The organism is Faecalibacterium duncaniae (assembly GCF_010509575.1).
Lineage (GTDB): Bacteria > Bacillota > Clostridia > Oscillospirales > Ruminococcaceae > Faecalibacterium > Faecalibacterium duncaniae.
Genome location: NZ_CP048437.1, coordinates 1,099,132 through 1,111,988 on the forward strand (window position 1 = coordinate 1,099,132; position 12,857 = coordinate 1,111,988).

Sequence of the window (12,857 nt, forward strand, 5' to 3'; positions counted from 1 at the left end):
AAAAAGCTGTGTGTGCTCCATTGACATCTTTTTATTTCAATGGTACAATATATGACGTGTTAAGGTTTTGCGGGAGGAGCACAGGTGCAGACAGAGGGGTCTGTTTCTGCGCTCTTTTGTATTCCCTGGCAATACAGGATTCAAAAAACCTCCGCAGAATAGTGGGAAAATAGCAGGACATCCCGCCCTGCACCATGCACTGAAGCACGGAATTATTATAGGGAGGAAAACACAATGAACAACAACTACGAGTCTCATGCAATCAGCCGCCGCAGCTTTCTGAAGGCTTCCGGTGTCGTTGGTGCCGCCGGCATTCTGGCCGCCTGCGGCGGCAACTCTGGCAGCAGCTCCACCGCTGCTTCCTCTGGTGCTACCAGCGCTCCCAACACCACCGGCGCTACCCCGCTGAAGGAGTTCATCTCCTGGGAGAGCACCAACCGTGAGCTGGAGAGCTGGAACATGCTGTACAGCCAGATGGCTTCCGACATGAATGTCACCACCAACCTGTGGGAAGGTCTGCTGAGCTTTGACTGCTACGGCAAGGCTGTGCCTTCCGTGGCCAAGGAGTGGAGCCACAATGAGGACTCTTCCGTTTGGACCTTCAACCTCCGCGACGATGTGGACTGGGTGGATGTGAACGGCGAGGTCAAGGCTCACCTGACCAGCAAGGACTTCCTCGTGGGTCTGGAGTGGGTGCTGAACGCAGCCAAGAACCAGGCCAACAACACCTCCATGCCCAACGAGACCCTGACCGGTGCTGCTGATTACTATCAGAAGACCAGCGATATGGGCGATGCTGCTGCCGACCTGACCTACCAGGATATGCTGGATGCAGGCGTGGGCGTTGAGGCTCCGGACGACTACACCCTGGTCTTCACCTGCAAGGATCCCTGCCCCTACTTCGATACCGTTGCTGCCTACACCAGCTTCTACCCCGCCTCTGAGGATCTGATCAACGAGCTGGGCGTTGAGGGCTTCCGTGCCTGCGATTACACCAACATGTGGTACAATGGTCCCTATGTGGTGGAGGAGTTCATCAGCCAGAACACCAAGAGCTACATCCCCAACCCCAACTACTATGCAGCTGACGAGGTGTCCCGCTTCGACCGCTTCACCGTCACCATGATCAGTGACGGCACCGTTACCTTCCAGCTGTATCAGAACCGTGAGCTGGACGAGATGGATGTGGGCGAGAGCACCCTGACCACCATCCAGGCTGATCCCAACAGCGAGTACAATGCTCAGCTGTGTGAGAAGCGTCCCAAGAAGTTCAGCTACCAGATGCACTTCAACTACCAGAAGAACAACGAGGACGGCACCCCCGACGACAACTGGAACAAGGCCATCGCCAACACCGCCTTCCGTCAGTGCTTCTACAAGGGCCTGGATCTGACCAACTACTATGCCCGTACCAACAAGATCAACCCCCTGAAGTGCGAGAACGACTACTACACCATGCCCGGTGTCTGCTACAACACCCAGGGCCAGGAGTACACCACTCTGGTGGCCAAGGAGATGGGTTTTGACGGCGAGGCTTACGATGGCAAGACCATGATTCGCTTGCGTTCCAACAACGGCGACATTGCTGACCTGAAGAAGCAGGCCATGGACGAGCTGAGCGCCATCGGTGTCACCTTCCCTGTCCACGCTGCTTACCACATCATCGCAGGTTCCACCACCGCTCTGGATACCGCTACTGTGCTGAAGCAGTGCTTCACCGACAGCTTCGGCGATGACTTCATCGTGCTGGACATCAAGACCTACGTCTCCTCCATCACCCAGGAAGTCCGCAACCCGCAGCTGCAGAGCTTCGTCATCAACGGCTGGGGCGCTGACTACGGCGATCCTGTCAACTTCGTTGGTCAGGAGATCCTGCACGACGACAACGCTTACTACAGCTGGTACTACTCCAACATCGCCAAGGTCGTTGAGGCTGGCCCCGCTGACTGGCAGAAGGATCTGGTGGCCTGCTACGAGGAGTTCACCGATCTGGTCAACACCGCAAAGGCCATCGTTGATGATACCGATGCCCGCTACGCTGCCTTTGCAAAGGCTGAGGCCAGCATGCTGAACAGCGTTCTGGCCTGCCCCTGCAACTTCGATGTTTCCTGGACTCTGACCCACGCCAACGAGTACAGCAAGATCAACGCTATGTATGGTCCCTGCAACTACAAGGCTGTCAACTGGGAGACCAGCGAAGAGGCTTACACCACCGAGCAGTACGAGGAGTTCGCCGCTGCATTTGACGCAGCTACCAAGGCTTAAGTTCCCCGTTTCCCCGCCCGAAAGGGTAGAAATAAAAGTTAAGGGTTCGATAACATGTTAAAATACACGGTTAAGCGACTGCTCCAGTCGCTTGTCACAATCTTTCTGATCGCAACAGCAGTTTTCCTGATGATGCGCTGCCTGCCGACGGACTACTACTTCACTGAGGAACAGCTCATGAAGTTTACCGATCAGCAGAAGACCGCCGCTCTGGAGGCTGCTGGCCTGACCGATCCCATCCCCACCCAGCTGGTCAAGTTCTATAACAACCTGCTGCATCTGGATTTCGGCACTTCCCGCCGCATTCAGAACGGTGCCCCGGTGGTCAAGGTCATTGGCAAAAAGTTTGGTGTCTCCATGCGTCTGGGCCTCACGGCATCCGCCATCTCTCTGGTGGTCGGTGTGCTGATGGGCATCCTGCAGGCGGCATTCAAGGACAAGGTATTCGACTGGATCGGCACGGCCTACACCGTGTTCGTCAACGCGGTCCCGTCGCTGGTGTCGTATTCTCTGGTGCTGGTCTTTGGTTCCAAGTACCTGGGATTCCCCACGCTGTATTCCACCCGCAATGTGAGTGCTTCCAGTGTGCTGCCCATCACCTGCCTTTCGCTGGCATCCATTGCAGGCTATGCCCTGTGGACCCGCCGCTACATGGTGGATGAGCTGACCCGCGACTATATCAAGCTGGCCCGTGTCAAGGGCCTGAGCTCCCGCGAGATCATGTTTAAGCATGTTCTGCGCAACGCCATGGTTCCCATGGTGCAGTATATCCCCCAGTCCATCCTGCTGACGGTGGGCGGCTCCCTGCTGATGGAACGGTTCTTCTCCGTTCCCGGCATGGGCCCCCTGCTGACGGATGCCATCCAGCGCTATGACCTGAACGTTGTGCAGACGCTGGTCATCCTCTACGCTGTGCTGGGCATCGTGGGCGTGTTCCTGGGCGATGTGCTGATGATGGTGGTTGACCCCCGTATTACTCTGACCGGAAAGGAGGAGGCTCGCTGATGGCTAAGGCATCGGATTTTGAGGGCAAGAAGCCCGAAGAACTGTTCTACTTTGTGGATTATTCCCCGGAAGAAGCTGAACGCATCGGCTACTCCAACTATTCCTATTGGGGTTCTGTCATCCAGAACTTCCTCAAGCAGAAGGTCGCTGTCTTCTGCCTGATCCTGTTCCTGGCGCTGACAGTGTTCTCCTTCATTGCGCTGGGCATCGGCAAGTATCACTATACCACCCTGATCTCTGATTCCAGCAAGGCTTTCATCAAGCCCAACGCTGAGTACTGGTTCGGTACCGACAACCTGGGCCGTGACTACTGGTGCCAGGTGTGGTATGCCACCCAGGTTTCCATCCGTCTGGCTCTGGTGGTCGCCGTGGGCGAGAGCATCGTGGGCGTGATCTTCGGCCTGATCTGGGGCTATGTGCGCAGTCTGGACCGCTTCTTCACGGAGCTGTACAACCTGATCGACAACGTGCCCTATATCATTTATATGACCCTGATCGCCCTGATGGTGGGCCAGAGCTTCTGGATCATGGCCATCTCCATGATCGCCATCAACTGGCTTTCTATGGCACGCCGTGTCCGCAACATGGTGTTCATGTTCCGTGACCGCGAGTACAACCTCGCGTCCCGCTGCCTGGGCACCCCGCTGTGGCGTGTGCTGACCAAGAACATCCTGCCGTATCTGGTCTCCGTTATCATCCTGCGTATGGCACTGTCCATCCCGGGCACCATCAATCTGGAATCCACGCTGTCCTACCTGGGCCTGGGCCTGGGCATCGACACGCCTTCTCTGGGCCTGATCCTGAGCAAGGTGCGCGGCTTCTTCCTGGATTATCCGTACCTGCTGGTTTTCCCTGCATCCATCGTGTCCATCATTTCCATTTCTTTCTATATTATGGGCAACGCTTTGTCGGATGCGGCTGATCCGCGCAACCACGTTTGATAGATTGGAGAGAGAGACGTAAATGGATAGACAACCGATTATCTCTGCCAAAGACGTGGAGATCACTTTCAGCCTGCGCGGCCGCAAGCTGAACGCCATCCGCAAGTGCTCGCTGGACCTGTACGAAGGCGAGACCCTTGCCATCGTGGGCGAGTCCGGCTCGGGTAAGTCCGTATTCACCAAGACCTTTGTGGGTATGCTGGATGCCAACGGTATGATCACCGGCGGCTCCATCATGTACGAAGGCCGCGATATGACCAAGTTCACCGAGAAGGATTGGCTGGGTGTCCGCGGCAAGAAGATCGCCATGGTCATGCAGGACCCTATGACCAGCCTGAACCCGCTGAAGAAGATCGGCAAGCAGATCCAGGAGAGCATTGAGCATCACCAGGGTCTGAAGGGCGAGGAAGCCAAAAAGGCTGCCATCGAGATGCTGGGCAAGGTGGGTATCCCCGACCCCGAGCGTCGGTACGAGCAGTACCCCCACGAGTTCTCCGGCGGTATGCGTCAGCGTGTCGTCATTGCCATTGCAGCGGCCTGCCGCCCGCAGATCCTGATCTGCGACGAGCCCACCACTGCGCTGGACGTGACCATTCAGGCACAGATCCTGCAGCTGATCCGCGACCTGCAGAAGGAGCTGGGCATGTCCGTTATCTACATCACCCATGACCTGGGCGTTGTGGCAAACGTGGCAGACCGTGTGGCCGTGATGTACGCCGGCCAGATCGTGGAATACGGCACCGTGGAGGAGATCTTCTACGACGCATGGCACCCCTACACCTGGGCTCTGCTGCAGGCTCTGCCGCAGCTGGGCACCAAGGGTGAGGCCCTGCCCAGCGTGGACGGTACTCCCCCGAACCTGTTCAACGAGATCAAGGGTGACGCATTTGCGCCCCGCAACAAGCATGCGCTGGCAATCGACTTTGTGCAAGAGCCTCCGTTCTTCCAGGTGTCCGAGACCCACGCCGCAAAGACCTGGTATCTGGACCCGCGCGCTCCCAAGATCGAGCGGCCGCACTCCATCCAGAACCTGCGTGAGAAAATGGGAAAGATGGGAGGCGCCAACTTAAATGGCTGAACGCGAAAAGCTGATTGAGCTGAAAGACCTTCAGATCACCTTTGGCTCCGGTAAGAAGAAATTTGTTGCTGTCGATCATGTCAACTTTGACATCTATAAGGGCGAGACCTTCTCGCTGGTCGGCGAGTCCGGCTCCGGCAAGACCACCATTGGCCGTGCCATCTGCCGCATCAACCCGACCTCCGGCGGCGACATCTTCTTCAAGGGCCAGAAGATCAACGGCAAGATCTCCAAGGAACTGGACAAAGAGGTCATCCGCAAGATCCAGATGATTTTCCAGGACCCCATGGCTTCGCTGAACGAGCGCGCCAAGGTGGAGTATATCATTGCTGAGGGCCTGCTGAACCATCATCTCTACAAGGATCAGGAAGACCTGCATGAAAAGGTGATGAACGCCCTGCATGAGGTCGGCCTGCTGCCGGAGTTTGCCTCCCGCTTCCCCCATGAGTTCTCGGGCGGCCAGCGCCAGCGCATCGGCATTGCCCGTGCACTGGTCATGGAGCCGGAGTTCATCGTGGCCGACGAGCCCATCTCTGCACTGGATGTCTCCATCCGTGCACAGGTGCTGAACCTGCTGAACGAGATGAAGAAGAGCCGCGGCCTGACCTACCTGTTCATTGCACATGACCTGTCGGTGGTCCGGTTCATCTCGGATCGTATCGCTGTTATCAGCAAGGGCCGTATCGTGGAGCTGGCTGAGGCGGAGGAGCTGTTCCTCCATCCGCTGCATCCCTACACCAAAGCCCTGCTGAGCGCGGTCCCCATCCCTGACCCCAGCCTCGAAAAGCACAAGAAGCTGCTGGTCTATGACCCCTCGATCCACGATTACAGCGTGGATAAGCCGGTCTGGGAAGAGATCGCAAACGGCCACTTTGTGTATGGCAACCAGCGTGAGCTGGAAGGCTACCGCAAGGAGTATGAAAGCCAGCTGTAAGCTGAACCGCTTTCCTGTATTTTAACACAATGACCCCGCCGCACTGGGAGCTTTCCCGCGCGGCGGGGTTTTGTGCTGTCAGGGAGAAAAAAAGAACCGGACGCTTCAAAAACGTCCGGTTCTGCTTTTTGCTATGGGTTCACGCGATCAGGCCTGAGTGGCTGCGTCGAATGCGGCAGCAAACGCATCGTACTGTTCGGTGGTGTAAGCCTCCTCGCTGGTCTCCCAGTTCACAGCCTTGTAGTTGCAGGGACCATACATTGCGTTGATCTTGCTGTACTCGTTGACGTGGGTCAGGCACCAGGTGATATCGTAGACGGTGGGGAAGATCAGGTTCTCGTCCAGGAAGTAGGCCTCGGCCTTGGCAAATGCGGCGTAGCGCGCATCAGTGTCGTCAACGATGGCACGGCCCTCGTTCACCAGATCGGTGAATTTCTCGTAGGCGGCAACCAGATCCTTCTGGTAGCTGGCGGGGCCATTGTTCACAATGCCTGCGATGTTGGTCATGTTGCAGCTGTAGTAAGCATTGTCGTCGTGAACGATGATCTGGGTCAGGAAGTTGATGGGATCGCCGAAGTCAGCACCCCAGCCCATGTGGACGAAGCTCTGCAGCTTGGGAGCCACGACTTCCTTCATGGTGGAGGACACGAAGGTGTTGACATCCAGCACGATGAAGTCATCGCCGAAGCTGTCGGTGAAGCACTGCTTCAGCACGGTTGCGCTGTCCAGAGCGGAGGTGGAGCCAGCCAGAATATAGTAGGAGCAGTGAACAGGGAAGGTGACACCAATGGCGCTCAGCTCTTCCATGGCCTGCTTCTTCAGCTCGGTGATGTCGCCGTTGTTGGCGCGCAGGCGCTTCATGGTCTTGCCATCGTAAGCCTCGCCGTCCAGACCCATCTCCCTGGCCACCAGGTTGGTGTAGTCGGTGCCGTCAGAGGTGTAGCACAGGCCCTTCATGGTGAAGAAGTCGTTCTCGCACTTCAGGGGATTGATGGGGTTGTAACGGGCGAAGAACTTGTTCAGCACCATGCCCTTGGAGAAGCACTGACGGAAGGCCTTGTTGGCAATGGCCTTGTTCCAGTTCTCATCGGGGGTGCCGTCGGTGTTCTTCTTGTCGTAGTTGAAGATGAAGCAGTAGCTGAACTTCTTGGCACGCTTCTCGCACAGCTGCTGATTGTACTCGTTGGAAGGATCGGACTGAATGGTGGTGATGTTGCTCTCGCCCAGGTCCACCTCGTCCAGCTCGCGGTTCTGATACAGCTGCAGGCTGATGGAACCGTCGCTGATCATGGTGACAGTGAAGCGCTCAAAGCGGCTGACGTTGGCAGCATCGTAGTAGTTGGGGTTGGGGATGTAGCTCTTGGTGTTGCCCTGGATGTACTCCTCCACCACATAGGGTCCGTTGTACCACATGGTGGTGTTGTCGCAGCTCCGGAAGCCATCGACACCCAGCTCCTCGATCAGAGCAGGGGCTACGGGGTAGAAGCTGTTGTAGGCGGCAACGGTATCAAAGTAGGGGCAGGCGCTGGGGCAGGTGAACACCAGAGTGTAATCATCCGGAGCTTCGATGCCCACACCGGCAGCCAGCATGTCCTCGTAGGTCATGTCAGCAGCAGCGTCACCGGCTTCTTTAGTCAGCGCGTAGTACTCGTAAGCACCCACAATGGTATCGTTGGGCATGGAGGTGTTGTTGGCTTCGTTCTTGATGGCGTTCATCACCCATTCGAAACCAACCAGGAAGTCCTTGCTGGTCAGGTGAGCCTTCACCTCACCGTTGCAATCCACCCAGTCCACGTCGTCCCGCAGGTGGAAGGTCCAGACAGTGGCATCCTCATTGTGCTCCCAGCTGGAAGCGATGGCGGGCACCACCTTGCCGTAGCGGTCAAAGCTCAGCAGACCGTCCCACAGGTTGGTGACCACGTTGGCATCTTCAGCCTTCTGGGTGTACAGCATATTCCAGCTTTCCAGCTCACGGTTGCCGCTCTCAAAGGAGATGAACTCCTTCAGGGGGGTAGCGCCGGTGGAGTTGGGGGCAGCAGCGCCGCTGGCGGCAGCACCATTGCCGGTGTTGTTGGACTTTTCGCCGCAGGCTGCCAGCAGGCTGGCGGCACCCACAGCACCTGCACCCTTCAGGAAGGTGCGGCGATCAAAATTGAAGCTCATTGGATGATCCTCCCAGATCTTGCGCGGACAGAGCCGCGCGTTTTTCCTTTTCCTAAACGCAGTGAGGCTGTCTGCCTTTCCAAAAAGTGCACAGGAAAGACAAAAGTCACACCACTGTATATTTTAGCACTTTACTGAAAAGAAGTCAATCCGCCACAGCATAGAATTGGAAACAAAACGGTGACAAACACTTTCATAGGAAAAGAATATGAAAAAATTACTATAAAATGGAAAGAACTGTATATCTGCGAAGAACAGGCGAAAGAGAGAAACTGTTCACGCAGTGCGCACAAAACAGCTATCTTTTTTCACAAAAACATGATACAATAAAGTGTATCTGTATCAATAAGGAGCGCACCATGAAGAAACTGACCTCGATGTACAAACGCTACATGTTCCACCCCATTTTATATAAGACCGTGACCCGCACCTCCATTGTGGCCGTGCTGATGCTGCTGTGGCAGCGCTATGTCAGCGATGGCACGTTTACCATCTGGGAGGCCCCGGGCTTTCTGTGCGGCGTGGTGCTGCTCATCTGGGCCTGGGTGGACTACCTGCGGCTGGATGGCGTGACCATCCACCATCTGCTGGAGGAATTCAAGGGGATGGGCAAGCGGCAGAAAAAGATCCACTCCACCCGCTCCATCATCGACTATGCGGATGAGAAGATCGTCTCCTTTGAGGAGCTGGAACCCGAGGAGCGCACCTATTGCAGCCTGCTCTCCAATCTGGTGCTGGGTCTGCCGCTGGTCGCTGCTGCGCTGATCGCCAGCGTGCTGTAAGGGGGCCGCGGCATGGAACAAGAGCACAAGCAGCTGGTCATCGGCATTCTGGCCCATGTGGACAGCGGCAAGACCACCCTTTCCGAGGCCCTGCTCTACGGCACCGGCACCATCCGCAAGCTGGGCCGGGTGGACCATAAGGATGCCTTTCTGGACACCGACGCGCTGGAAAAGGCGCGCGGCATTACCATTTTCTCCAAGCAGGCCCTCTTCACGGCGGGCAATACCGATTTTACCCTGCTGGACACCCCGGGCCATGTGGATTTTTCCACGGAGACCGAGCGGACACTGCAGGTGCTGGATTATGCGGTGCTGGTCATCAGCGGCACTGACGGCGTGCAGAGCCATACCGAGACGCTCTGGCGACTGCTGCGGCGGTACCGCATCCCCACCTTTGTGTTCGTGAACAAGATGGACCTGCCCGGCCCGGGCAGGGAAGCGCTTCTGATCCAGCTGAACCGTCGGCTGGGGGATGGCTTTGTGGATTTTGGGGCAGAGCAGGCCGACCGGGACGAGGCGCTGGCTGTCTGCGATGAGCGGCTGATGGAGACGATGCTGGACCGGGGAAGCCTGACCGATACCGACCTCATCCCCGCCATTGCCCGGCGGCATGTGTTTCCCTGCTGGTTTGGCTCAGCCCTGAAGCTGCAGGGTGTGGACGCGCTGGTGGAGGGCCTGGACCGCTATACCCGCCCGGCCCCCGCGCTGGAAGCCTTCGGGGCCAAGGTGTTCAAGGTGAGCCAGGATGAGCAGGGGAACCGCCTGACCTGGCTGCGGGTGACCGGCGGCGCGCTTAAGGTGAAAGCCCAGCTCACCGGAGAGGTCGACGGGGAGCCATGGGCCGAAAAAGCCAACCAGCTGCGGCTCTACTCCGGCGCAAAGTTTACGCTGGCAGAGTGCATCGGCCCCGGCCAGGTGTGCGCCGTTACCGGCCTGACCAGAGCCCGCCCGGGCGAGGGTCTGGGGGCGGAACGGGACAGCGACCTGCCGGTGCTGGAGCCGGTGCTGAGCTATCAGGTGCTGCTGCCCGAGGGCGCGGACGTGCACGCCGCGCTGGGAAAACTCCATCGGCTGGAAGAGGAGGAGCCCCAGCTCCATGTGGTTTGGAACGAGACCCTGGGCGAGATCCATGTCCAGCTGATGGGCGAGATCCAGCTGGAGGTGCTGAAAAGCCTGCTGGCCGAGCGGTACGGGCTGGAGGTCAGCTTTGGCCCCGGCGGCATCCTATATAAGGAAACCATCACCGAAGCCATAGAGGGCGTGGGCCACTACGAGCCCCTGCGCCACTATGCAGAAGTCCACCTTAAGCTGGAGCCGCTGCCCCGGGGCAGCGGAATGCAGTTTGCCGCCGACTGCCGGGAAGAGGTGCTGGACAAGAACTGGCAGCGGCTGGTGCTGACGCACCTTGAGGAAAAGCAGCATCTGGGCGTGCTCATCGGGGCACCCCTGACCGATGTGAAGATCACCCTCATTGCGGGCCGCGCTCACCTCAAGCACACCGAGGGCGGCGACTTCCGGCAGGCGACCTACCGCGCCGTCCGGCAGGGCCTGATGATGGCAGACCAGATCCACAAGACCCAGCTGCTGGAGCCGTGGTATGCCTTCCGGCTGGAGCTGCCCTCTGACAACGTGGGACGCGCCATGAACGATATCCAGAACATGGGCGGCAGCTTTGACCCGCCCGAGACCGGAGCCGACGGGGATACAACCCTGCTCACCGGCACGGCACCGGCCTCCACCATGCGCAGCTACCCCATGGAGGTGGTGGGCTACACCCGGGGCAGGGGACACCTGACCCTGACGCTGGACGGCTACCGTCCCTGTCACAATGCAGCAGAGGTCATCGAGGCTGCGGGCTATGAGCCGGAACGCGACCTCGACAACCCGGCGGATTCGGTGTTCTGCGCCCACGGGGCCGGATTTGTGGTGCCCTGGGAGCAGGTGCGCAGCCACATGCATGTGGACAGCGGCTGGGGCAAGACTGCAAAGACCGAGGAAACGGTGCAGGCCCGTCCCCGCCGGATGGCCGCCTATCGTGCTACTTTGGAAGAGGATGCTGAGCTGCTGAAGATCTTTGAACAGACCTATGGGCCCATCAAGCGGGACCCGCTGGCGGCGTTCCGCCCCACCCAGAAGCGGGAACGTCCTGATTTCAACGCCGAGCAGTGGGAGATCCAGCCCGAATACCTGCTGGTGGACGGCTACAACATCATCTTTGCATGGGACGAGCTGAACGCACTCTCCAAAGAGAGCCTGGAAGCGGCCCGCCACAGGCTGATGGACATCCTCTGCAACTATCAGGGCTTTAAGAAGTGCGTGCTCATCCTTGTGTTTGATGCCTACCGTGTGCCGGGCAGCCCCGGCAGCATAGAGCAGTACCACAATATCCATGTGGTCTACACCCGGGAAGCCGAGACCGCCGATATGTTCATCGAGCGTGTTACCCATGAGATCGGCAAGGGCCGCCGCGTCCGCGTGGCCACCTCCGATGGCATGGAACAGGTCATCATCCTGGGCCATGGTGCCCTCCGTGTCTCTGCCCGCATGTTCCATGAAGAGGTGCAGGAGGCGGAGAAGGAGATCCGGAGGTATTTGCAAGGGGAAGGGTAACATCCTCGCCCTCTCCGTCAGCGCTTACGCGCTGCCACCTCTCCCAAAGGGAGAGGCAATGCTGCCTTTATCCAAGACCCGCAATAGGCTCCCCCTTTGGGGGAGCTGGCAAAGCCGTAAGGCTTTGACTGAGAGGGCGAAATCTCACCCGAAAGGAGCCGCCTATGTTCGAAACAACTTCTGATTTTGTTTGGCAGAAGATCCAGCCCCGCCCCCGGGATGCACATAAGGGGACCTTTGGCTCCGTGCTGGCGGTGGCGGGCAGTGCGTCCTACCGGGGCGCGGCGGCGCTGGCCGTGGAAGGTGCCCTGCGCACCGGGGCCGGCATCGTTACGCTGGCAAGTGTGGAGCCAGTGCTGGCGGCTGTGGCCGCCCGCCTGCCCGAGTGCTGTCTCTGCCCCTGCGAATCGGGGGCCGAGGGCGGCATCTCGCCCCAGAATATCGATCGCATCCGGCGGCAGAAGGCCTCTGTTCTGCTGGCGGGCCCCGGGCTGGGTTATACGGCCCAGAGCGCGGCCCGTGCCGCCGAGACCCGGGCGCTGGTAAAAACACTCCTGCCCGGCTTCTCCGGCAGTGCAGTGCTGGATGCGGACGGCCTGAACGCGGCCGCTGACCTGCTCCAAACGGAAAAAATGCTTCACCCTCAAGGAGAACTGATTTTAACGCCCCACCCCGGCGAGATGGCCCGGCTGACCGGGCGCTCTGCGGCAGAGATCAACGCGGACCGGGAAGGCACGGCGCTGCGCTATGCGAAAGCATGGAATGCTGTGGTGGTGCTGAAGGGGGCGCACACCGTCATTGCAGGGCCGGATGGCCGCTGTGCGGTCAATCCCACCGGCAACCCGGGGCTTTCCCGGGGCGGCAGCGGGGATGTGCTGGCGGGCATGACCAGCGCCCTGCTGGCCTGCGGTCTGCCTGCCTTTGAGGCCGCTGCCTGTGCCGTTTATCTCCATGGTGCTGCTGCCGACCGTGCCGCTGTCCTGCACGGGGAAACCGGGATGCTCCCGCATGATCTGCTGGATGCGCTGGGTACCCTGTTTGCTGAAAACGGGCGCTGAGCAGGGGGACGATCCCATCAA

9 protein-coding genes are annotated in these 12,857 nt (G+C 58.8%); 8 read left to right on the forward strand and 1 reads right to left on the reverse strand.

Annotation, left to right across the window (positions count from 1 at the left end; genetic code table 11):
* The first annotated feature begins 234 nt into the window (after positions 1 to 234).
* Genes GXM22_RS05265 through GXM22_RS05285 form a run of 5 tightly spaced genes read left to right on the forward strand, consistent with a single transcriptional unit; the run spans position 235 to position 6,223 of the window.
* Entirely contained in the window at positions 235 to 2,265 is a 2,031-nt protein-coding gene (locus GXM22_RS05265; protein ID WP_005932243.1) for a peptide ABC transporter substrate-binding protein, read from the forward strand.
* Positions 2,266 to 2,319: 54 nt separating this feature from the next.
* Positions 2,320 to 3,270, forward strand: coding sequence for an ABC transporter permease (locus GXM22_RS05270; protein ID WP_099357217.1), 951 nt, complete (start codon positions 2,320 to 2,322; stop codon positions 3,268 to 3,270).
* Positions 3,270 to 4,211, forward strand: coding sequence for an ABC transporter permease (locus GXM22_RS05275; RefSeq protein WP_005932247.1), 942 nt, complete (start codon positions 3,270 to 3,272; stop codon positions 4,209 to 4,211). Before GXM22_RS05270 ends, GXM22_RS05275 begins: the two co-directional genes overlap by 1 nt.
* Positions 4,212 to 4,233: 22 nt before the next feature.
* Complete coding sequence (locus GXM22_RS05280) at positions 4,234 to 5,289, forward strand: ABC transporter ATP-binding protein (RefSeq protein ID WP_005932249.1); 1,056 nt, start codon at positions 4,234 to 4,236, stop codon at positions 5,287 to 5,289.
* Positions 5,282 to 6,223: an ATP-binding cassette domain-containing protein gene (locus GXM22_RS05285; protein ID WP_005932252.1), complete on the forward strand. Its 942-nt coding sequence runs from the start codon at positions 5,282 to 5,284 to the stop codon at positions 6,221 to 6,223. Before GXM22_RS05280 ends, GXM22_RS05285 begins: the two co-directional genes overlap by 8 nt.
* A gap of 147 nt (positions 6,224 to 6,370) precedes the next feature.
* On the opposite strand, the gene GXM22_RS05290 is transcribed toward GXM22_RS05285, so the two are convergent.
* Positions 6,371 to 8,386 (reverse strand): peptide ABC transporter substrate-binding protein, encoded by a 2,016-nt coding sequence (locus tag GXM22_RS05290; protein WP_005932253.1) that lies wholly within the window; start codon positions 8,384 to 8,386, stop codon positions 6,371 to 6,373.
* A gap of 359 nt (positions 8,387 to 8,745) precedes the next feature.
* Between GXM22_RS05290 and GXM22_RS05295 the strand changes: the two genes are divergently transcribed.
* From GXM22_RS05295 to GXM22_RS05305, 3 genes are all read left to right on the forward strand, one after another.
* Entirely contained in the window at positions 8,746 to 9,168 is a 423-nt protein-coding gene (locus tag GXM22_RS05295; protein ID WP_099357215.1) for a hypothetical protein, read from the forward strand.
* Between the two features lie 12 nt (positions 9,169 to 9,180).
* Positions 9,181 to 11,778 carry a translation factor GTPase family protein gene (locus GXM22_RS05300; RefSeq protein ID WP_005932260.1) on the forward strand — a complete coding sequence of 866 codons (2,598 nt, stop codon included), beginning with the start codon at positions 9,181 to 9,183 and terminating at the stop codon, positions 11,776 to 11,778.
* A 164-nt stretch (positions 11,779 to 11,942) separates the two neighbouring features.
* Positions 11,943 to 12,836 carry an NAD(P)H-hydrate dehydratase gene (locus GXM22_RS05305; RefSeq protein WP_005932263.1) on the forward strand — a complete coding sequence of 298 codons (894 nt, stop codon included), beginning with the start codon at positions 11,943 to 11,945 and terminating at the stop codon, positions 12,834 to 12,836.
* Positions 12,837 to 12,857: the final 21 nt, after the last annotated feature.

What these genes read in the sequence shown, in the direction of transcription:
- GXM22_RS05270 (WP_099357217.1), top strand. Translation starts at nt 2,320, where the DNA reads ATGTTAAAATACACGGTTAAGCGACTGCTCCAGTCGCTTGTCACAATC.
- GXM22_RS05275 (WP_005932247.1), top strand. Translation starts at nt 3,270, where the DNA reads ATGGCTAAGGCATCGGATTTTGAGGGCAAGAAGCCCGAAGAACTGTTC.
- GXM22_RS05300 (WP_005932260.1), top strand. Translation starts at nt 9,181, where the DNA reads ATGGAACAAGAGCACAAGCAGCTGGTCATCGGCATTCTGGCCCATGTG.
- GXM22_RS05295 (WP_099357215.1), top strand. Translation starts at nt 8,746, where the DNA reads ATGAAGAAACTGACCTCGATGTACAAACGCTACATGTTCCACCCCATT.
- GXM22_RS05265 (WP_005932243.1), top strand. Translation starts at nt 235, where the DNA reads ATGAACAACAACTACGAGTCTCATGCAATCAGCCGCCGCAGCTTTCTG.
- GXM22_RS05285 (WP_005932252.1), top strand. Translation starts at nt 5,282, where the DNA reads ATGGCTGAACGCGAAAAGCTGATTGAGCTGAAAGACCTTCAGATCACC.
- GXM22_RS05280 (WP_005932249.1), top strand. Translation starts at nt 4,234, where the DNA reads ATGGATAGACAACCGATTATCTCTGCCAAAGACGTGGAGATCACTTTC.
- GXM22_RS05290 (WP_005932253.1), bottom strand. Translation starts at nt 8,386, where the DNA reads ATGAGCTTCAATTTTGATCGCCGCACCTTCCTGAAGGGTGCAGGTGCT.
- GXM22_RS05305 (WP_005932263.1), top strand. Translation starts at nt 11,943, where the DNA reads ATGTTCGAAACAACTTCTGATTTTGTTTGGCAGAAGATCCAGCCCCGC.